This window comes from Bacillus sp. 11B20 (genome assembly GCF_056098985.1).
This window is the reverse complement of record NZ_JBLZWZ010000009.1, coordinates 756,575-776,257: the sequence shown is the minus strand read 5'-3', so window position 1 is coordinate 776,257 and position 19,683 is coordinate 756,575. Positions and strand designations below refer to the sequence as shown.

Sequence of the window (19,683 nt, the reverse complement as noted above, 5' to 3'; positions counted from 1 at the left end):
GGGATGAATGGATTCAACCGATTTCTAGAAGAGAAGGTCATGCCGTTTGCAGGGAAGATTGCCGCTCAAAGACATTTACAAGCATTGCGTGACGGAATTGTTTTAACGATGCCTCTCATTATTGTCGGTTCACTGTTTCTCATTTTAGCCAACCTTCCGATCCCAGGATACAGCGATTTTATGGCAAGTATCTTCGGAGCAGAATGGGCCACGAAACTATCCTATCCTGTTAATGCAACCTTTGACATTATGGCACTTGTTGCAACCTTCGGGATTGCTTACAGGCTGGCTGAAAAGTATGCCGTTGATGCACTATCATCTGGTGCGATCGCTGTTGCGGCTTTCCTGTTGGCTACTCCATATCAAGTACCTTTCACACCTGAAGGCTCAACAGAAGCTATCCTAGTAGGCGGGGGCATTCCTGTCACACTGATGGGCAGTAAAGGCTTATTCGTTGCCATGATTATTGCCATGCTTTCAACCGAAATTTACCGCTTTATTGTACAGCGGAATATCGTCATCAAAATGCCTGATGGTGTACCGCCAGCAGTCAGTAAATCGTTTATTGCACTTATTCCAGGTTTTGTGGTCATCACACTGATCTGGGTCGCTAGACTTGTGATTGAGATGACACCTTTTGAGAGTATTCATAATATCATCACCGTCTTAATTGGCACACCGCTTTCCATTCTTGGTGGCAGCTTAGGCGGCAGTATCGTTGCGATGGGTGTGCAAATGCTCCTATGGGCATGTGGTATTCACGGAGCAACCATTGTCGGGGGCGTCATGGGGCCAATTTGGCTCGGTGCAATGGATGAGAACCGTCTTGCATTCCAAGCAGGAGAAGTGCTGCCGAATATTTTCACAGCGCAGTTCTTTGAAATCTTCATCAACGTCGGCGGAAGCGGTGCAACGCTTGCTTTGGTGCTGACCATGATCTTACGTGCCAGAAGTAAACAAATGAAACAGCTTGGCCGCCTTGCCATTGGGCCAGCCATCTTTAACATCAACGAACCGATCATTTTTGGAATGCCGATTGTGATGAACCCAATGCTTCTCATTCCATTTATCCTTACGCCAATCATGATGATCATCACCACATATATCGGAATGAGCACAGGGCTTGTGGCAAAACCTGCAGGGATTGCTGTTCCATGGACCATGCCGCCAATCATTTCAGGCTATCTCGCCACAGGAGGCAAAATCTCTGGTGCTGTCATGCAGCTGATTAACCTTGCGTTGTCATTTGCTCTATACTACCCATTCTTTAGAATGTGGGATAAGCAGAAATTGAAAGAAGAAAGTGAACTAGAAACAAAAGCATCAACTGATGAAAATGTTGTCAGCATGTAATAGAGGGAACAAGGGGGATGCGGCCGATGGAAATGGAACAAATTGTGTTTCAACTCATCCTGCACGGCGGAAATGGCAGAAGCTCAGCGATGGAAGCCATTACGTGTGCAAAGCAAGGTAATTTTGATGAGGCGAAGCAAAAAATGCAGGAAGCACAAGACGCGTTAAATGAGGCGCATCACGCACAGACAGAGCTGATCCAAGGAGAAATCAGGGGCGAAAAGACGGATATTAGCCTCCTCATGATTCATGCGCAGGATCATCTCATGAACGCAATGACCGTTAAGGAGCTCGCAGCAGAAATCATTGAGCTCCATGAAAAAATGAAGCAACTCGGAGGTGTCAATTCATGAAAGAAGGAATCAAAATTGTCACAATAGGCGGTGGATCGAGCTATACGCCTGAGCTCATCGAAGGTTTTATTAAACGATATCATGAATTGCCTGTAAAGGAATTATGGCTTGTGGATATTGAAGCGGGTCAGGAAAAGTTAAACATCGTGGGCGCTCTGGCGAAACGTATGGTCGAAAAAGCAGGTCTGCCGATTGAGGTACACCTGACTCTTGACCGCCGGGAAGCCTTGAAGGACGCAGATTTTGTGACGACACAATTTCGTGTAGGACTACTGGAAGCACGGGCAAAGGATGAGAGAATACCGCTTAAATACGGCGTCATCGGTCAGGAAACGAACGGACCAGGCGGTTTATTTAAAGGCCTTCGGACCATCCCAGTCATTTTAGACATTGTAAAGGATATGGAAGAGCTTTGCCCAGACGCATGGCTTGTGAACTTTACGAATCCAGCCGGCATGGTTACAGAAGCTGTTTTACGCTACACGAATCTAAAAAAAGTCGTCGGTCTATGCAATGTGCCGATTGGGATCAAAATGGGAATCGCTAAGGCGCTTGAAGTAGATGTAGAACGCATTGAGGTGCAGTTTGCCGGTCTCAATCACATGGTCTATGGATTAGACGTATATTTAGACGGGGTCAGCATTATGGATCAAGTGCTTGATGAACTAGGAAATCCGAACAGCCAGTGGTCCATGAAAAACATTGAAGCGAAAAACTGGGAGCCTTCTTTTGTGAAAGGATTAGGGGTCATCCCATGTCCGTATCACCGCTATTACTATAAAACGAAAGATATGCTGGAAGAAGAACAAAAGGCGGCTCAAGAAAAAGGAACTCGAGCGGAAGTTGTACAGCAGGTCGAGAAGGAACTATTTGAGCTTTATAAAGATCCTGATTTGTCGATTAAACCACCGCAGCTCGAAAAAAGAGGCGGAGCCTATTACAGCGATGCGGCTTGTAACTTAATCAGCTCCATCTATAATGATAAGCACGACATTCAACCAGTCAATACAGTGAACAGAGGTGCGATTGCCAGCATTCCGGCTGAATCAGCTGTTGAAGTAAACTGTATCATTACGAAGGACGGACCAAAGCCAATCGCGACAGGTGATCTGCCTGTAGCTGTCAGAGGGCTCGTTCAACAAATCAAATCATTCGAGCGTGTGGCAGCTGAAGCGGCTGTAACTGGAAATTACGAGACGGCTCTTGTTGCGATGACAATCAACCCGCTCGTCCCATCTGACGAGATTGCAAAGCAAATTTTAGATGAAATGCTTGAAGCGCATCGTGAATATTTACCGCAATTCTTCAAATCAGTCAATGCTTAACACATAAAAAATGGCCCCTTTTATGGGGTCATTTTTTATGATTTCTTCATATGGAAACTGGAGAAAGAAGTGTATGATAGAAAAAACAGCATGTATGGCTTCAAAGAAAGGACTGTTGGAATATGGTTGCAATTGGTTTAATGCTTTACGGGTTTGTCGTACAGCCTATCATGAGTTATGGCACAGTGATCTTGTTTTTGTATGGCCTTATTGCTTCATTTGTTGGTCTCATTCGGCATAAGGGCTATGTGTGGATCTATGTTCTCCGTCTGCTTGTTTGTTTCACCATTCCAGTGACCAACCTATTGATGTATTTCGCAACGATTGGAGGAGATGCAAGAAAGTTTGATTTCCAGCCGATGCCGCTTGTTTACTATCTTGTCTTTATCCTAGAAATCATGATCATCTTTTTGCCAGAGATTTTTTTACTGATCGAAAGAAAGCGGAGCATCAAGGGGAAACAGTGGATATACGTCGGGGCAATTGTTGGGGTATCGGTCTTGTTTTGGTGCACGATTTGATGGTAAGCAGACGAGTCAACTAAGTCTTTTTCGCCTTTTGTTTCTGTAACTTCTTTCGTCTAACCTTTACAAAAGAGATGGAAAGAGCAAGGATAGAAATCCCAAGCGCCTTAAATAGAAATCGGGTGAGGAACGGTGAATCGTCGAAACCAGTAGCGACAATCATCGATCCGATACAGATCCCAATGAACGCTAATAGATAAGTAAAAAACATACCATCCCTCCTTAATTTATTACCATTATAAGGTATATTGGAGAGGTTAATAAACAAAAAAGAACCCTTCGTGAATGAAAGGTTCTTTTACATGATTATGCTTGCTTGACGACCGAGTCAACTTCAACTGTCCAGCCGAAGATGTCTGGCTGTGTTCCTTTTTGGATGCCAGTAATGGCTTCATACAATTTTTTGGATACTTCGCCTGTTTGACCATTTTGGATCACATATGGCTGATCATGATAAATTAATTCCCCGACAGGAGAGATCACGGCTGCCGTTCCAGTCCCAAAGATTTCTTCAAGCTCGCCAGATTGATGTGCTTCAATTAACTCATCAATTGAAATTTTGCGCTCTGTGACTGGAATTCCCCAATGCTTTAACAGCTCAAGTACAGAGTTACGTGTGATGCCTTCTAAAATGCTGCCGTTCAATTCAGGCGTCACGATTTCTCCGTTGATTTTAAAGAAGATATTCATGCTGCCGACTTCTTCAATGTATTTTTTCTCGACTCCATCAAGCCAAAGAACTTGTGAAAATCCTTTCGTTTCAGCCACTTGCTGTGCTTTAAGGCTTGATGCATAGTTTCCAGCTGTTTTGGCATTTCCTGTTCCACCCTTAACGGCACGGACAAACTCATTTTCAACAGCAATTTTGACCGGATGAATGCCTTCTTTATAGTATGATCCCACTGGAGATAAGATAATGATCAGCTTATACGTGCTAGACGGTGCAACGCCTAAATACGGCTCAGTGGAAATAATGAATGGACGAATATACAAGGAAGTGCCCTCTGCATCAGGTACCCAATCCTTATCAATGCGAATGAGTTCATTTAAGCCCTCTAATACTGTTTCTGAATCAATTTGCGGAATACACAGGCGGTCATTGGATCTGTTTAAGCGTTCCATGTTCTTTTCCGGACGGAATAAGAGAATTTTTTGATCCTCAGAAACATAAGCCTTTAAGCCTTCAAAAACAGATTGACCATAATGGTAGACCATCGAAGCTGGGTCCATTGGAATAGCCTGATAAGGAATGATTCTTGGATCATACCAGCCTTTATCAATTGAATAATCCATCACAAACATGTGATCTGTGAAGATTTTTCCGAATTCAAGTTGATCAGATTGAGGTTTTGGTTTTTTTGTTGAACTAAGTTCAACGCGGATGGGTTGTTTTGGCATTGTAAATCTCCTTGCTGTTTGATTATTTGAAAATTCTAATAATATGAAATAATTATGATTCTATTCTATACCTTCACAAAATATTAGCAATAGGTTTTCTGGAATTCAGACAAGAAAAATCTGTTAAAGCGCTTTCCTTCTCTCTGCTGTCAGTTTGGCTCATATCCCCCCTTTTTAAAAAAGAAATAAAATCCAAATACATTATTAACTGATTAATCTGACAATTTAAAAACGAATGGTTTTCCTGTAAGATATTCTTTCAACCATACACCTTTTGACTAGTGCATTGCAAGGGACATTGTCATATTTTAATCCTCTTTTTTTTAACCGATAAAGGAAGAAGAGAAGGGAAAGGAGCAAACAACAAGATGAAACGAGCGATACCGAGCATTTTACTCATTGTATTCATGTCCATGATCAGCTTTGGCTGTCAGGCGATGACAGAGGAAGCTGGTGCTAAGCAAAGCACAGCTTATTACGTAGCGGTAAACGGAAACGACAAAAACCCGGGAACAAAGCAAAAACCTTTCCGCACGCTGAAAAAAGCAGCAAGTATGGCGAAGGCTGGGACAACCATTTACATGAGAGGCGGTACATACAAAGAGAAATTGATTGTCCGTCATTCCGGAACAAAGAAAGCACCCGTTGTCTTTCAAGCTTACGGAAAAGAAAAACCTGTGATTAGCGGGGCATCCCTTAAAGGAAATCAAGCCGATGGCGGTCTTGTCACGGTCGATCAAAAGAGTTACATCACCCTCAAAGGCCTGACTGTAGGACATCTTAAGACGAATAAAGAAGATTTAACACCAGTTGGTATTTTCATCAAAGGAAGCGGTAAAGGCGTAAAACTGCTCAATAACCGAGTGTATGACATTCAGACGAAACATGAAAATGGAAATGCACATGGAATTGCTGTCTATGGGACAAAAGCTCCTGCAGCAATAGAAGACATTGAAATCAAAGGAAATACCGTTGAAAAATTAAAACTGGGCTTCAGTGAAGCGCTTGTGCTAAATGGAAACGTCAAAAAGTTCCGTGTGACACATAACACGGTCCGGCACACTGATAATATTGGCATTGATTTAATTGGTTTTGAGAACGTAGCACCCTCTAAAAAGTATGATCAAGTTAGAAATGGAGTCGTCTCTAGAAACAAAGTATATGAGATTACGAGTGCAGGGAACCCAGCCTATGGAAGCGACATCTCCGCTGGCGGAATTTATGTTGATGGCGGAAAAGACATTGTGATCGATCATAATATCTCACATCACAATGACCTGGGGATTGAGGTCACAAGCGAACATAAAGGAAAAATGGCAGATCGCATCCGCATCGAACACAATCAAGTATATTTAAACCGTTATACAGGTATTTCTATTGGCGGCTATGATAAGAAGCGTGGCGGTACAACCAATACGACGATTTCACATAATATTTTGTACAAAAATGACACAGCCGGCTTAGAAGGCGGTCAATTGCTAATGCAGTATCAAGCAGTGAACAATCGAATCACGAATAATATCATGACGGCTAGCGCCTCGCATTACTTAGTCGTGAATCTTTATCAAGTGAACCAAAAGAATACCTTCCAGAAGAACGTTTATGATGACCGCAAAGGTGCGAAAGCATCACAGTGGATTTGGCGTGGGAAATGGATGGAAGGCTACAAAACCTATCTCTCTAAAAGCGGTCAAGATAAAGGATCAGCACATCTCAACCCACAATTTGTGAATGAGAAAAAATATGATTTCCGTCTGAAGAAATCATCACCTGCTAAGAAAATCATCGGAAGTTAATGATATTTTAGAAATTTTCAAAAAAGTCATTGACATTGATGTGACATCACATTAAAGTAAAGAAGACATTTCAACGAAAACAAATTTCATAACGGATCTCTTATCAAGAGAGGCAGAGGGACTGGCCCTATGACGCCCAGCAACCGTTTCTATTGTAGAAATTGGTGCTAATTCCTGCAAAGCTGTTACAGCTTTGACAGATAAGAGAGGAAGACTTCCCGATACATGTTTCATGCAACGGTGATCAAGCCTCTCTTTCCAAGAGAGGCTTTTTTTCGTCTCTTTTTCGAATCAAATGCCTGTTTTTACAGGCGTATTACCACATTTTTACCTAGTTTTCCGATGTGAAAAATAAAAACAACTTGAGGAGGAACAGCAATGAAGCGTAAGCATTTTACATCATTTCTTGTCTTATTAACGGCATTAACCGTCCTATTATCTGGCTGCGGCACTGGATCAAGTGCAGGCTCAAAGGCAAATGCAAACGAAAAAGTCTCTTTTGACAATGTACCGAAGCGATTTGCAAAGGGACAGGGGGCAAAAATTAAAGTGATCCGCAAAATTGGAGGAGACGATCATACAGCTCAATTTTTAGCTGGAACGAAGGCAGAAGGTGAAGCACTCGGCTTTACGGTAGATGTCTACACCGCCAATGGTGATACAGCGAAGTTTCATGATGCCATCTCTCAGGCGCTGGAAGAAAATTATGATGGCTTTATCATCTCTCACGGGGACGACGAGGCGACAGTCGCTGATGTGAAAAAGATCACAGCGAAAGGCATTCCGGTTGTAGCGTTTGATTCGAATCCTAAGCTAAAGGACATCAAAGGGGTCACAGTGACGTCTCAAGATGACGAACAATTAGCGAAAAAATCATTAGACGCGCTCGTGGCTGATTTTAAAGGAAAAGCAAATATTGCGTACCTGTGGGTAGATGGATTCCCGCCAATGGTGAGACGAAACAAGGTCTATCAAGAAACGCTTAAACAACATTCAGGGATCAAGGAGCTTGACCGCTTTGGTGTAGCCTCTTCTGATACGTCTGTTCAAACGCAAAATGCAGTAGCAGCCATGCTGAATAAGTATCCAAAGGGCAAACTGGACGCTATTTTTGCCACATGGGATGCCTTTGCCATTGGGGCAGCAAGAGCGTTAAAGGAAGCAGGAAGAACAGAAGTGAAGATTTATGGGATTGATGTGTCAAATGCTGATCTTCAAGAAATGACAGCGAAGGACAGTCCATGGAAGTACACAGCAGCGGTTGATCCGAAGCTCATCGGCGCAGTCGACGTGAGGATTCTTGCGAAGAAAATAGCTGGTGAGAAAACACCATCTTCCTATGACCTTGAGGCCTCTCTCATCTCGCAAAAGCAGCTTCAACAAGCAGGAAAAGCCATTAACATGGTCAATCTTGCAGACGAGGTGAAGGGATTCGGTTCATCGACTGCTTTTGAGGAAGACTGGATGAAGACCTTGAAGAAGCATTATACAAAATAAGCGACGTGCACTCTCTTTCCATAGAGGGTGTTTCGTTTTTCAGATGATATCAAGAAAAGGAGGACACCTATGACAGCGCCGCTTGTTCGTATGAAAAATATTTCAATTGAATTCCCAGGGGTCAAAGCTTTAGATCAAGTGAATTTCACATTAAAAAAAGGGACGGTCCATGCACTAATTGGAGCGAATGGTGCTGGGAAGTCCACGTTAATGAAAGTTCTTTCTGGCGCTCATTCCCACTTCGACGGAACCATCCACATCAATGGCCAGGCGGCAACCATTCAAACCCCAAAGGATGCATCCTCATATGGTGTGCAGACGGTTCATCAAGAAGTGGATACGGCTCTTGTTCCCTACTTAAGTGTTGGCGAGAATATGATGATGCATGAGATTGAGAAAAAAACATTTGTCAGCTGGAAAGAGCTGCATCGCAAGGCGGCTCAGCTATTAAAAGAAATGGACATCGACATCTCCACAAAACGACTTGTCAGCGATCTGACCCTTGCTGAAAAACAGATGGTGCTCATTGCTAAGGCCGTTTCCATTCAATGCAGCATTTTAATCTTAGATGAACCAACAGCTCCGCTTAGTCATGCAGAAACAAGCAAATTATTCTCAATGATTGATCGGCTGAAACAGTATGGGACAGGGATCGTGTTTATCTCTCATCGCATGCCCGAAATTTTCACCATCTGTGATGAACTGACAGTGATGCGAAATGGAACGGATGTTGCAGCTCACCTTGTCAAAGACACAAATCCGCAGCAAGTCATTGAAGAAATGCTAGGTGCGCCATTAGAGGAACAATTCCCGTCTCGCAAACCTTTGAAGGATGCACCTATTGTGCTTGAAGTGAAAGAGCTAAACGATCAACACAAATTAAACAACATTCACTTTTATGTCAAAAAAGGAGAAATTCTCGGGATCGCAGGACTTGTCGGTGCTGGAAAAACAGAATTGTGCAAAACCCTTTTCGGTGCCTCAGAAAAAAAGACGGGGACTGTGCAGCTGCATGGTCAAACCATTCACATCACATCGCCTCATCAAGCTGTGAGAGCTGGAATAGCCCTTGTGCCTGAAGAGCGGAGAAAAGAAGGGGTTCTGACCGAAGAGAGCGTGGGGTGGAATTTAACGGCTGCAAGTCTTCATTCATTTTCACGGATATTCAGCTTCTTACATCGTTCGAAGGAAAAGCAGGGTGCAGGGGACATCGTCAAACGGCTTGGTGTCAAAACGCCGTCTCTTGAAGCAAAGGTGAAGCACCTATCTGGTGGAAATCAGCAAAAGGTTGCCATCGGAAAATGGCTGCTGGCTGAGGCAGATGTGTATCTCTTTGATGAACCAACTAAAGGTGTAGACGTTGGAGCGAAAAAAGATATTTTCACTTTGATTGCAGAGCTTGCCGCCCGCGGAAAATCTGTCATTTATGCGTCGAGTGAGCTGTCAGAGATTGCAGGTATCGCTGACCGAGTATACGTGTTATATGATGGCAGCATTGCCCGGGAAATGACTGCACCGACGACTGAAGAGGAGCTTTTATATCATTCAACAGGAGGACAATCATGAGCGAACAACAAATTCCAGCCCCTGTGCAGCAAATCAAAAAACAGCGGCCATCCTTTCATCTGTTTGATTTCTTTTATCGATATGGGACGATTTTAACCATTGTCGTGTTAATTGTGGTATTTGCGGCAGCGAATCCAGCGTTTTTGCAATCGGGAAATATCATCAATATTTTACGGTCTATCTCAATTGTGACCATCATTGCGGTGGGCTTAACCATCTCATTGGCAGTAAACGGTTTTGATTTATCAGTTGGATCAGTCGCTACGCTGTCAAATGCCATTGTCATTTCGATGTTCGTATGGTTCTCGCAAAACCCACTGATTGCAATCCTTTCTGCACTAGCGGCTTCTATCATTGTTGGATTGTTAAATGCATGGATGATCGTCAAAATGAAAATTCCAGATATGCTCATGACATTAGCCATGATGTTTATCATTCAAGGGCTGGCTCAAACGTATACGAAAGGGGCGACCATTTCTGAAAATATGGTGCTGCCCGATGGCACGTTTTCAACGGGAACGATCCCTGCCTTTTTCAGCAAAATCGGACAGGTGCCATATATCATTCTCATTATGGCTGCCATTGTACTATTTGCGCATGTTTTCATGACCTACACAAAGCATGGCAGATTCATGTACATCATCGGTGGGAATAAGGAAGCGGCTCGATTGTCTGGCATTCATGTGAACAAATACAAAATTGCGGCCTATCTGCTTTCTGCGTTATTTGCAGCGATTGGAGGTATCGTGCTGGCATCAAGGGTGATGACAGCAGAAATTAATGCTGGGGCACCATATTTAATGGATGGAGTAGCGGCTGCTTTTATTGGCTTTTCCGTCATGGGAGCAGGTAAGCCAAACGCATTTGGTACTTTTATCGGGGCTGTACTCATCGGAATCTTACAAAATGGGCTTGTGATGATGTCTGTTCCTTATTATGCAATGGATATTGTGAAAGGTTCTGTGCTGGCTCTTGCACTGGCGCTGACATATTACAAACAAAGAGGCTAACTGCGTATTTTTTAAAACCATTCGAGTCCTCTCTCCGTCTAGTAAACGGAAAGCGGTACAGCTGCCGTTTCCCAAAAGGAGATGACAAAGAAAATGAATATGTCAGCAACTCATGTTGAAGATTTGAAAAATGTCATGGAAGACTGGAAAAATGAACTATTAGTATATAAATTTGCATTAGATGAAATGGATACAAAGTTTTCGATTATCAGTCAGGAGTATAATTTAATCCATGGACATAACCCTATAGAGCATACAAAATCACGGATCAAATCCTTTGAAAGCATCGTGAATAAACTAGCAAGAAAAGGATGCGATATCACGACACAATGTGCCAAGGAGCATATCCATGATATCGCAGGTGTCCGCATCATCTGTTCTTTTATTCAAGATATCTATAACATTATGGATGTATTGAGGCAAAGAGAGGATTTAAAGATCCTTGAAGTGAAGGACTACATTCAACATCCGAAACCAAATGGCTACAGAAGCCTTCACTTAATTGTTGAGATTCCTGTCTACTTAACGAATCGTGTGGAGTATGTGAAGGTTGAAATTCAGGTACGGACCATAGCGATGGATTTTTGGGCGAGTCTAGAGCATAAAATCTATTATAAACTGCAAAACGATGTTCCTCATCAACTGACTGATGAACTGAAGGAAGCCGCAGATATTGCCCATTACTTAGATGAAAAAATGCAAAATATCAAACGAGAAATTGATTAACGCATAAAAAAGCAGCTGTTTTGATCACAGCTGCTTTTTTCATATTAAGGGTTGGTTCCACGATCTCTCTTTTGAATGATATCTTGAGATTGTGCAGATTTGCTGTCTTTATGAACGGAAGCACCAATGGAAACACCTGTTATCAAGAGGGTAAAAATCGCACTTGTGATAAGCCATTTCTTCATCATACATCACTCCATATTCTTAACAAGTTTTTAAGGACAACGCCTTGTTTCTAAAATAAGAGGATTCTTCATGAAGTCCAAGATCCATTAAGTAAGCAGCTGCATCCTGACAAATAGCTTCAAGATCAACAAGGAAATTCATCGATTCTAATTGATCACAATAAGACTTGATTTGCTCAATCATGTTGTCTGGCTGAATCATAAGTGTTTCTAAAATGGATAATTTAAGTGAAATGTTTCGTTGTTTTAAATTTTCTGCTTTTTGAAGTGAAAGCTGTACATAATAGTGGAACAAACCTGGCTTTTTTAGCTTAAATAGTGCTTTTGTGTAGGCGTACATGGCAAGTAAATAGCCGCCTGGAGAAGAAGTTTCGAATGATTCTATCATTAAAGCCTTTTCAAGGAGTGGCACAGCTTCACTGTATTCATTTCTTAGACTTTTAATAAAGGCTGCATTACAATAGGCGTGTCCAAGCAAATCTGGATCTTCCATCTGTTCTAGTGAATGAATCACTTCTTTGAACAACGATTCTGCCTCATCATATTTCGACTGATCCGCATAATTCAAAGCAAGCATCATTTGACAGCTGATTGATTTTTTCACATAACATGGATCTGCGTCGTAAATAGATGAAGCCTTCTTTAAGTGGTGGATGGAGAGAAGCGTGGACCTGATATTATAGTAAAGACACCCTGTTTTATAATGAAATTCGGCTTTTTCAATGTCATCATGCACGAGATCTAATTTATCCTCGGCCAATTTTAAATGGTGAAATGCCGTATCCTGATTGCCTCTGCGCATTTCATACATCCCTTTAAAGAAATAGAAATAATAGCTGAGCATATCATCCGTACGGATGGCATTTTCATCAACAAAAAGACTATGATCTAACGAAGCTGTATCTTCTATTAGATCTTTAAAACGGTACTCTAGCAGTTGATAGTAAAGTAAGACGTCTTGATTTTCTTCCATTCGATCAAACGCCTGAAGAATGTCTTCTTTTAACTGGATGGCACCTTGTATCTCTCTTTTTTTCATCATGACATACCAATCATTGAGCATATTTGCTACATCAACGGACGACAAAACACCTGCTTCTGCCAATTCTTATCCTCCTTTCTTCATCTATCAAAATCCGTTCTTTTGAATCAACTTTCCATATTCCAGTATCTTCTTATATTTTAAGCTCTCTCATGCAGTTTGTAAAACATGTTTTTTGATGTAAATTAAACCATTAGTGAAAGAAATAGGGAGAAGAGACATTTTGTATACGCTTACATATTTTTAGGTAAAAAGAGGGTTTTGAAAAAAATATACTACAATATCAATAAAGAGTGGAAGCCGGTTGTTGAGTTTGCTTTCGTATACTAGAAAGAAACATCATTTATCAAGGTGCTGTCTCATTTTTTTGTGAGATTATCTTACATTATAATTGTGAATGACTCTTCTTTTAGAATAAAATGAGTTATTCGCAAAAAAGTAAAATTTAAAGAGACTATTGATCTAGAATTGTATGGATCTTTGGTATTGATAAAAAACATCACACACTATAGCTTTAGCGTGTTATAGTATTATTGTTATTGTGAATATTTAGACAAAACTGACAATGGGGGTCGTGTTTTATGAAGAAATCGATGTTATTGATCATGGGACTAATTGTTGTGCTTGTCATGGCAGCCTGTGGATCAAAATCAGACAGTGGTTCGGGAGAAGACAAAGGCACATATAAAATTGGGATAGATACAACGTATCCGCCATTTGAATTTGAAAAGGGCGGTAAATATGAAGGCATAGACGTTGATTTAATTAATGCAATCGCGAAAGATCAAGGTTTCAAAGTGAAGCTGGAAGCTATGGACTTCTCAGGTATCATTCCAGCAATGCAGGCAGGACAGCTTGATGTTGGAATGGGCGGGATGAGTATTACAGATGAGCGTAAGAAGAAAGTAGATTTCTCAGATCCTTACTTTGACGCTGGGCTGACAGTTGTTGTGAAAAAGGACAGCAGCATCAAATCAATTAATGATTTAAAGGGGAAAAAGCTAGCTGTTAAAAACGGGACGACTGGTGCAAAGTTCGCATCTGATAACGCAGATAAATATGGGTATGAAGTCGTTCAATTTAATGACAGCCCATCTATGTTCCAGGAAGTATCAAACGGAAATGCAGATGCCTTAATTGAGGATTATCCTGTCATTACGTATGCGATCGCACAACAAGATTTAAAATTGAAAACAGTTGGAGACCGCTTGAATGGAGACCAGTATGGTATCTCTGTCATGAAGGGGAAAAATCAAGACCTATTGAAGAAAATCAATAAAGGTCTGGAGAACCTAAAGAAAAACGGTGAATATGACAAAATTATTGATAAATATTTGAAGTCATAACACAAGCGAGGCGCGCTCCGAGCGCGCTTTCTTTATGTGTCAGCCGTATGTGAATTAGGGAGGGAGAAACATGGATACAATTATTAATGCATTTCCGTATTTAATGGATGGTTTGCAAACCACTTTATATATCTTTGTTGTTGCCATCATTTTAGGATTTATCATCGGGTTAATTGTGGCATTATTCCGTCTGTCACCATTTAAAATCTTAAATTTCATCGCACTCGTCTTTGTGAATGCCATTCGAGGCACACCATTTATCGTACAGCTATTCTTCATTTATTTTGGTTTGAATACACTGGAATTCATTTCGCTTGATCGAGTGCCCGCAGGGATTATAACAGTAGCAATTAATGCAGGGGCTTATTTCTCAGAAATTATTCGTGCAGGGATTCAGTCCATTGATAAAGGGCAAACAGAAGCTGCGCGCTCATTAGGCTTTACAGGGGGACAAAACATGCGCTTTATCGTCCTTCCGCAAGCCTTCCGCCGCATGCTTCCAGCGATTACAAACCAGGCCATCATCAGCTTGAAGGATACATCTCTCTTATCTATTATCGGGATTGCCGATATTATGCAGCGAGGACAAGTTCAAGCATCGGCTACATTTGATCCATTGAATGTCTGGCTCATTGTCGGTGTCATTTATTTCGTGATCATTTATTTACTTTCTCTACTGGCTAGCTACGCAGAAAGGAGATTTGATATCAAATGAGTATGATTACGGTGAAAAACTTAAAGAAATCCTTTGGCGATCACGAAGTCTTAAAGGATATTAATGCAGTCATCGAGGAAAAGGAAGTAGTGTGTGTCATTGGTCCTTCTGGATCAGGGAAAAGCACGTTTCTAAGATGCCTCAATAAATTAGAAGATATCACTGCTGGAGAAGTCGTTGTCCACGGACACACGATTACAGACCCAAAGGTGAATATCAATAAAGTACGACAAGAAGTAGGCATGGTGTTTCAGCACTTTAATTTATTTCCTCATAAAACTGTTTTAGAAAACATTACGATCGCACCGATAAAGGTAAAAGGCATTGAAAAGAAGGCAGCGGCCGAAAAAGCGCTAGACTTGCTTGAAAAAGTCGGCTTAAAAGACAAAGCCCAAAGCTACCCTAACCAATTATCCGGTGGACAAAAACAGCGTGTTGCCATTGCAAGAGCCTTGGCAATGGACCCGAAAGTACTATTATTCGATGAGCCGACATCAGCTCTTGATCCTGAAGTTGTGGGTGATGTATTAGCTGTAATGAAACAATTAGCTGTCGAAGGCATGACCATGATTGTGGTGACACATGAAATGGGCTTTGCAAGAGAGGTAGGAGACCGTGTCATCTTTATGGATGGCGGATATATTGTCGAGGAAGACAAACCGGAAGCTCTCTTTGGAAACCCACAGCATGAGCGTACAAAATCATTTCTTAGTAAGGTGTTATAAAAAAGAGTAAGGGCATGTATATGCTCTTACTCTTTTCTTTATGAATAAATGGAAGATAGATTTAGCGGCACGATTTCCTAGGAAATATTAGCGCTGGAAGAATTCGATCCATTCTTGATCTGGTCCTCTGAAAAAGAAGTAGCAATATCCATTTGGTAATGTCGTGATTTCTTCATCGATTAATTCAATTTGTAGCTTTTGAATACGATTGAATTCAGCATGAATATTGTCTGTTGTGAAGGCGAGATGATGGACCTTCCCTTCAGATGGCAGGTCACTGCTGTAGCCTTGGATGAGCTCAATTTCCGTTTCTGCTTCATCTTTAAAACCGAGAAATGCAAGCTCAATCACTCCATTTGTATGAGTGATGCGGTCCTTTAATTTCATCCCCACCACTTTTTCATAAAAATCAATCGATTGATCAATATTCGAAACCATAATACCTGTATGATCTAAGCGTAATGTCGTCAAAAGAAGTGCCTCCTCTATGTCATGTTGATATTTTTCTCCTCATCTTATCATAATAGAAGTAACGTATACATTCATATGGTAGGATAGAGAGAGTCAATTTAGGATAAGGATGACACAAATGAAAAAAATCTCATTAAAACAAACATTTGCGGAACAAGTGAAAAAGGGATATCCGCTCATTTCCAAAGATGCAGTATCGAATGTGAACGGTGTACGGGAAGGCGAGCTCATTGAATGGGTGGATGAGCGGGGCGCTTTTTTAGGAAAAGGGTATTATGGTGTGCAAAACAAAGGAATTGGCTGGGTACTAACCTTTGATGCAAACGAAAAAATAGATCAAGCTTTTTTTGTCTCTAGGCTTGAGCAGGCAGCAAAAAGCAGAACGCATTTATTTCGTGATGCACAGACGACTGCTTTTCGTGTGTTCAACGGAGAAGGGGATGGAATTGGCGGCGTCACGATTGATCATTATGACGGATTCTACCTCATCCAATGGTATAGCGAAGGAGTCTATACATTAAAGGCAGAAGTATTGGCTGCACTTGAGCAAGTATATCCAGACTATAAAGGTATTTATGAGAAGAAACGATTTGATACGTCTGGACAGTATATAGAAGATGATGATTTTGTGAAGGGAGAGAAAGGTGAATTTCCTCTCATTGTGAAAGAAAACGGCATGAACGTAGCAGTTTACTTAAATGATGGTGCGATGACGGGCATTTTCCTTGATCAGCGTCATGTGAGAAAAGCGATTCGAGATCGTTATGCAAAGGGAAAGACTGTGCTCAATACGTTTTCTTACACAGGTGCTTTCTCAGTAGCAGCTGCGCTTGGTGGAGCGAGCCGTACGACAAGTGTGGATGTTGCAAACCGCAGCTTGAAAAAAACATCTGAGCAGTTTGAAGTCAATGATATTGATGTGGACGGGCAGGATATCAAAGTCATGGATGTCTTTAAATATTTTCCGTTTGCAGCGAAAAAAGGCTGGACCTATGATCTCGTCATCTTAGATCCGCCATCCTTTGCACGAACGAAAAAGCACACATTCAGTGCGGCGAAGGATTATAAGAAGCTATTAAAAGAAGCCATCCAAATCACAGCTGAGAATGGCGTCATTGTGGCATCAACGAATAGCAGTGCATTTGGCATGAAGAAGTTCAAAGGATTTATTGCGCAGGCCTTTAAAGAATCAGGGCAAAGCTATCGGATACTTGAAGAATATTCTCTTCCTGAGGATTTCCGTACAACGAAGAATTATCCTGAAGGGAACTATTTAAAGGTTGTCTTCATACAAGCATAAGAAAAAGCCATTTCCGATAAGGAATGGCTTTCAGCGTGTAGACAAACCCTCGCATTCGCCCGCAGGTCTGCGCTCCGGTGCTCACGAATGTCAAATTCGCTCCGCTCCGTACTCGTCCTTCCTAGACTGCAAAGGTTTTCTATCACGCTGAAAAGAAGACAAAGTGCTAAAATAAAGAACATTTTAGCACTTTGTCAACAATCTATAAGCTATTTCCTATAAGGGAAATAGCTTTTTTTATAAGGCAAACGACATGAGGATCGGCGCTGCGCATAATGTAATAATGGCTGAAATAATCATCGATACACTTGAGATCGTCCCTGAGACGGAGCTCATTTCAAAGGCTTTCGATGTTCCTGCACCGTGTGCACCTGTTCCAAGCAGGACGCCCATGGCAATGTCATTATCGATGCGGAAGTAACGGATCACCATTGGACCGATAATCGATCCAAACAGTGCGGTTAAAATGACAAAGACAGCCGTAACGGACGGCATGCCGCCGATCATTTCTGACACACTCATTGCTACAGGTGTTGTGACCGATCTTGGGACAAGGCTCTCAATAAGGCCTGTGTCCAGATGAAATAACTTGGCGATAAATGCCGTTGATAAAATCGCAATTATAGAGCCGCAAGCAACATTCAAAAGAATTTCCACTGCATGCTTCTTCAGGATATGAAAATACTTATATAAAGGAATGGCAAAAGCAACAGTCGCAGGCTGCAGCATATTCGTGAGCCATTTCCCGCCTTGATTGTAAGCATCGTAAGGAATGTTGACGATTAACAGCAAGACGACAAGAACAAGCGGAGTGACAAGTAATGGTGAGACATAAACCTTTGGATGCCGTTTGTACACCGCTTTTGATCCGAGATATAAAAGAACTGTTAAGATCAGAAATAGTCCGCCAACTAACATAGCTTTTTTCGCTCCTTTCGTTTCGCAATCATTTGCGTCATGATACCAGTTGAGAGCATGACCACAAACGTACTAATTAAGACGACAAGGACAATACTTGTGCCAGATTGAGAAAGCAGTTTTCCATAATCAATGACACCAACTGCTGATGGAATAAAGAAAAGCAGCAGTTCTCCGAGCAGCCATACGGCGCCAAGTTCTATCCATTTTAATTGAATGATCTTAAAATGAAGTAATAAGAAAATGACAAGAATGCCTAAGATCGTGCCCGGGATTCTTAAATGCAAAAAGGCCGCTAGCACATTCATGAATTTCGCAAAAATAAACAAGACCATAATCTGAAGGGCAGCAATCAGCGGCTTTTTGAGCAATTTCACTTTCTGTTCACTCCTTTTTCTATATAAATTGTTCACTATTTCACAAAAACATGACAACGTTCCAATTGATGAGGTTACTTTAAAGTGTACAGCACGTTTAGTTATAGGTAAAATACATATATCGAATAGTAATTATTCCTTTTGTCTATAGGAAGGATGAAGCATGTGGACATTAGACATTTAACATATTTCTTAGAAGTGGCAAGATTAAAGAGCTTCACGAAAGCATCGCAATCCCTTTACGTATCACAGCCGACCATTTCCAAGATGGTCAAAAACTTGGAGGATGAGCTGGGGGTGCAGTTGTTTTACCGAAATGGACGGCAGGTTGAAATGACAGATGCCGGCCAAACCATGTATACACAGGCGAGTGAAATCACGCAGTCATTTCAGAATTTAACGAGCGAATTAAATGATTTAATGAATGTGAAAAAAGGACATATCCGAATCGGACTGCCCCCGATGATTGGGTCAAGTTTCTTCCCGAATGTCATGGGAGAATTCCGCCAGCAATATCCAGATGTCACATTTCAATTGGTCGAGCACGGCTCCATTAAAGTAGAGGAAGGGGTCGAGGATGGGTCGTTAGATATTGGTGTCATTGTTCTGCCTGCAAATGATAAAATTTTTCATACGTACACCATTATTAAAGAGAACATGAAGCTCGTGACGCATCCATCCCATCCGATGGCCGGTCGTGAGGAGGTACATTTAGCTGATTTAAGGGAAGAGTCGTTTATTTTCTTTAGAGAAGATTTTGTTCTGCACAGCCGGATTTTAAATGAATGTATGAATGCGGGATTCCGGCCAAATGTCATTTATGAAACGTCTCAGTGGGATTTCATTAGTGAAATGGTAGCTGAAAACTTAGGGATTGGACTTCTGCCAGAACGAATCTGCCGTGATCTTGATCCTGAAAAGGTAAAGGTCATTTCCCTAAACCCATCGATCCCGTGGCATTTAGGTGTCATTTGGCGAAAAGACCGTTATTTGTCGTTTGCGGCAAGAGAATGGTTAAAGCATACGAAATCTTACGTGTGGGATGCAGAGTAAAAG

The 19,683-nt window shown here is 41.6% G+C and carries 21 protein-coding genes and 1 riboswitch; of the genes, 14 read left to right on the top strand and 7 right to left on the bottom strand.

The genetic code is table 11. From position 1 onward, the window contains the following. Positions 1 to 3: 3 nt before the first annotated feature. From celB to ACN6NB_RS18225, 4 genes are all read left to right on the top strand, one after another. On the top strand, positions 4 to 1,353 hold the full coding sequence (gene celB, locus ACN6NB_RS18240; RefSeq protein WP_024423868.1) for a PTS cellobiose transporter subunit IIC: 1,350 nt from the start codon (positions 4 to 6) through the stop codon (positions 1,351 to 1,353). 26 nt (positions 1,354 to 1,379) lie between these two features. Next, on the top strand, positions 1,380 to 1,706 hold the full coding sequence (locus ACN6NB_RS18235) for a PTS lactose/cellobiose transporter subunit IIA (protein ID WP_039182451.1): 327 nt from the start codon (positions 1,380 to 1,382) through the stop codon (positions 1,704 to 1,706). Beyond that, positions 1,703 to 3,031 carry a 6-phospho-beta-glucosidase gene (locus ACN6NB_RS18230; protein ID WP_039182448.1) on the top strand — a complete coding sequence of 443 codons (1,329 nt, stop codon included), beginning with the start codon at positions 1,703 to 1,705 and terminating at the stop codon, positions 3,029 to 3,031. The genes ACN6NB_RS18235 and ACN6NB_RS18230 overlap by 4 nt, the downstream gene beginning before the upstream one ends. A gap of 122 nt (positions 3,032 to 3,153) precedes the next feature. Then, complete coding sequence (locus ACN6NB_RS18225; protein WP_064498825.1) at positions 3,154 to 3,552, top strand: hypothetical protein; 399 nt, start codon at positions 3,154 to 3,156, stop codon at positions 3,550 to 3,552. A 19-nt stretch (positions 3,553 to 3,571) separates the two neighbouring features. Here the strand turns inward: ACN6NB_RS18225 and ACN6NB_RS18220 are convergent, their stop codons facing one another. Continuing rightward, complete coding sequence (locus ACN6NB_RS18220; protein WP_039182442.1) at positions 3,572 to 3,766, bottom strand: hypothetical protein; 195 nt, start codon at positions 3,764 to 3,766, stop codon at positions 3,572 to 3,574. Positions 3,767 to 3,861: 95 nt separating this feature from the next. Beyond that, positions 3,862 to 4,953 carry a branched-chain amino acid aminotransferase gene (locus tag ACN6NB_RS18215; RefSeq protein ID WP_039182437.1) on the bottom strand — a complete coding sequence of 364 codons (1,092 nt, stop codon included), beginning with the start codon at positions 4,951 to 4,953 and terminating at the stop codon, positions 3,862 to 3,864. A gap of 368 nt (positions 4,954 to 5,321) precedes the next feature. On the opposite strand from ACN6NB_RS18215, the gene ACN6NB_RS18210 reads away from it, so the two are divergent. The 5 genes from ACN6NB_RS18210 (at position 5,322) to ywaC (ending at position 11,548) form a co-directional block, all read left to right on the top strand. Next, positions 5,322 to 6,749, top strand: a complete 1,428-nt coding sequence (locus ACN6NB_RS18210) for a DUF1565 domain-containing protein (RefSeq protein WP_144491621.1) — start codon at positions 5,322 to 5,324, stop codon at positions 6,747 to 6,749. A gap of 97 nt (positions 6,750 to 6,846) precedes the next feature. Continuing rightward, positions 6,847 to 6,956: riboswitch (SAM riboswitch) on the top strand. Between the two features lie 171 nt (positions 6,957 to 7,127). Further along, entirely contained in the window at positions 7,128 to 8,246 is a 1,119-nt protein-coding gene (locus ACN6NB_RS18205; protein ID WP_144489846.1) for a sugar ABC transporter substrate-binding protein, read from the top strand. Between the two features lie 69 nt (positions 8,247 to 8,315). Further along, positions 8,316 to 9,812, top strand: a complete 1,497-nt coding sequence (locus tag ACN6NB_RS18200; protein ID WP_144491620.1) for a sugar ABC transporter ATP-binding protein — start codon at positions 8,316 to 8,318, stop codon at positions 9,810 to 9,812. Further along, positions 9,809 to 10,822 (top strand): ABC transporter permease, encoded by a 1,014-nt coding sequence (locus ACN6NB_RS18195; RefSeq protein ID WP_039182429.1) that lies wholly within the window; start codon positions 9,809 to 9,811, stop codon positions 10,820 to 10,822. The genes ACN6NB_RS18200 and ACN6NB_RS18195 overlap by 4 nt, the downstream gene beginning before the upstream one ends. Before the next feature lie 93 nt (positions 10,823 to 10,915). Continuing rightward, on the top strand, positions 10,916 to 11,548 hold the full coding sequence (ywaC, locus tag ACN6NB_RS18190; RefSeq protein ID WP_039182427.1) for a GTP pyrophosphokinase YwaC: 633 nt from the start codon (positions 10,916 to 10,918) through the stop codon (positions 11,546 to 11,548). A gap of 44 nt (positions 11,549 to 11,592) precedes the next feature. On the opposite strand, the gene ACN6NB_RS18185 is transcribed toward ywaC, so the two are convergent. Continuing rightward, positions 11,593 to 11,733, bottom strand: coding sequence for a hypothetical protein (locus ACN6NB_RS18185; protein WP_186319807.1), 141 nt, complete (start codon positions 11,731 to 11,733; stop codon positions 11,593 to 11,595). Between the two features lie 19 nt (positions 11,734 to 11,752). Next, positions 11,753 to 12,838: a Rap family tetratricopeptide repeat protein gene (locus ACN6NB_RS18180; RefSeq protein WP_144491619.1), complete on the bottom strand. Its 1,086-nt coding sequence runs from the start codon at positions 12,836 to 12,838 to the stop codon at positions 11,753 to 11,755. Between the two features lie 518 nt (positions 12,839 to 13,356). Between ACN6NB_RS18180 and ACN6NB_RS18175 the strand changes: the two genes are divergently transcribed. The 3 genes from ACN6NB_RS18175 (at position 13,357) to ACN6NB_RS18165 (ending at position 15,561) form a co-directional block, all read left to right on the top strand. Then, positions 13,357 to 14,121 carry a transporter substrate-binding domain-containing protein gene (locus ACN6NB_RS18175; RefSeq protein ID WP_064498820.1) on the top strand — a complete coding sequence of 255 codons (765 nt, stop codon included), beginning with the start codon at positions 13,357 to 13,359 and terminating at the stop codon, positions 14,119 to 14,121. A 70-nt stretch (positions 14,122 to 14,191) separates the two neighbouring features. Then, a complete protein-coding gene (locus ACN6NB_RS18170) occupies positions 14,192 to 14,836 on the top strand; it encodes an amino acid ABC transporter permease (RefSeq protein ID WP_024423856.1) in 645 nt (214 codons plus the stop codon). Beyond that, on the top strand, positions 14,833 to 15,561 hold the full coding sequence (locus ACN6NB_RS18165) for an amino acid ABC transporter ATP-binding protein (protein ID WP_039182423.1): 729 nt from the start codon (positions 14,833 to 14,835) through the stop codon (positions 15,559 to 15,561). The genes ACN6NB_RS18170 and ACN6NB_RS18165 overlap by 4 nt, the downstream gene beginning before the upstream one ends. A gap of 87 nt (positions 15,562 to 15,648) precedes the next feature. On the opposite strand, the gene ACN6NB_RS18160 is transcribed toward ACN6NB_RS18165, so the two are convergent. Beyond that, positions 15,649 to 16,032 (bottom strand): VOC family protein, encoded by a 384-nt coding sequence (locus tag ACN6NB_RS18160; protein ID WP_039182421.1) that lies wholly within the window; start codon positions 16,030 to 16,032, stop codon positions 15,649 to 15,651. A 118-nt stretch (positions 16,033 to 16,150) separates the two neighbouring features. On the opposite strand from ACN6NB_RS18160, the gene ACN6NB_RS18155 reads away from it, so the two are divergent. Then, positions 16,151 to 17,332, top strand: coding sequence for a class I SAM-dependent rRNA methyltransferase (locus tag ACN6NB_RS18155; protein ID WP_064498819.1), 1,182 nt, complete (start codon positions 16,151 to 16,153; stop codon positions 17,330 to 17,332). A gap of 237 nt (positions 17,333 to 17,569) precedes the next feature. Here ACN6NB_RS18155 and ACN6NB_RS18150 read toward each other — a convergent pair whose 3' ends face one another. Then, complete coding sequence (locus ACN6NB_RS18150; protein ID WP_039182414.1) at positions 17,570 to 18,250, bottom strand: CidB/LrgB family autolysis modulator; 681 nt, start codon at positions 18,248 to 18,250, stop codon at positions 17,570 to 17,572. Further along, positions 18,244 to 18,627, bottom strand: a complete 384-nt coding sequence (locus ACN6NB_RS18145; RefSeq protein WP_080967207.1) for a CidA/LrgA family holin-like protein — start codon at positions 18,625 to 18,627, stop codon at positions 18,244 to 18,246. The genes ACN6NB_RS18150 and ACN6NB_RS18145 overlap by 7 nt, the downstream gene beginning before the upstream one ends. Before the next feature lie 165 nt (positions 18,628 to 18,792). Between ACN6NB_RS18145 and cidR the strand changes: the two genes are divergently transcribed. Beyond that, positions 18,793 to 19,680 carry a cidABC operon transcriptional activator CidR gene (gene cidR / locus ACN6NB_RS18140; protein WP_039182411.1) on the top strand — a complete coding sequence of 296 codons (888 nt, stop codon included), beginning with the start codon at positions 18,793 to 18,795 and terminating at the stop codon, positions 19,678 to 19,680. Positions 19,681 to 19,683: the final 3 nt, after the last annotated feature.

Coding starts and splice junctions, on each gene's coding strand:
- celB (WP_024423868.1), top strand. CDS start 4: ATGAATGGATTCAACCGATTTCTAGAAGAGAAGGTCATGCCGTTTGCA.
- ACN6NB_RS18235 (WP_039182451.1), top strand. CDS start 1,380: ATGGAAATGGAACAAATTGTGTTTCAACTCATCCTGCACGGCGGAAAT.
- ACN6NB_RS18230 (WP_039182448.1), top strand. CDS start 1,703: ATGAAAGAAGGAATCAAAATTGTCACAATAGGCGGTGGATCGAGCTAT.
- ACN6NB_RS18225 (WP_064498825.1), top strand. CDS start 3,154: ATGGTTGCAATTGGTTTAATGCTTTACGGGTTTGTCGTACAGCCTATC.
- ACN6NB_RS18220 (WP_039182442.1), bottom strand. CDS start 3,766: ATGTTTTTTACTTATCTATTAGCGTTCATTGGGATCTGTATCGGATCG.
- ACN6NB_RS18215 (WP_039182437.1), bottom strand. CDS start 4,953: ATGCCAAAACAACCCATCCGCGTTGAACTTAGTTCAACAAAAAAACCA.
- ACN6NB_RS18210 (WP_144491621.1), top strand. CDS start 5,322: ATGAAACGAGCGATACCGAGCATTTTACTCATTGTATTCATGTCCATG.
- ACN6NB_RS18205 (WP_144489846.1), top strand. CDS start 7,128: ATGAAGCGTAAGCATTTTACATCATTTCTTGTCTTATTAACGGCATTA.
- ACN6NB_RS18200 (WP_144491620.1), top strand. CDS start 8,316: ATGACAGCGCCGCTTGTTCGTATGAAAAATATTTCAATTGAATTCCCA.
- ACN6NB_RS18195 (WP_039182429.1), top strand. CDS start 9,809: ATGAGCGAACAACAAATTCCAGCCCCTGTGCAGCAAATCAAAAAACAG.
- ywaC (WP_039182427.1), top strand. CDS start 10,916: ATGAATATGTCAGCAACTCATGTTGAAGATTTGAAAAATGTCATGGAA.
- ACN6NB_RS18185 (WP_186319807.1), bottom strand. CDS start 11,733: ATGAAGAAATGGCTTATCACAAGTGCGATTTTTACCCTCTTGATAACA.
- ACN6NB_RS18175 (WP_064498820.1), top strand. CDS start 13,357: ATGAAGAAATCGATGTTATTGATCATGGGACTAATTGTTGTGCTTGTC.
- ACN6NB_RS18170 (WP_024423856.1), top strand. CDS start 14,192: ATGGATACAATTATTAATGCATTTCCGTATTTAATGGATGGTTTGCAA.
- ACN6NB_RS18165 (WP_039182423.1), top strand. CDS start 14,833: ATGAGTATGATTACGGTGAAAAACTTAAAGAAATCCTTTGGCGATCAC.
- ACN6NB_RS18155 (WP_064498819.1), top strand. CDS start 16,151: ATGAAAAAAATCTCATTAAAACAAACATTTGCGGAACAAGTGAAAAAG.
- ACN6NB_RS18150 (WP_039182414.1), bottom strand. CDS start 18,250: ATGTTAGTTGGCGGACTATTTCTGATCTTAACAGTTCTTTTATATCTC.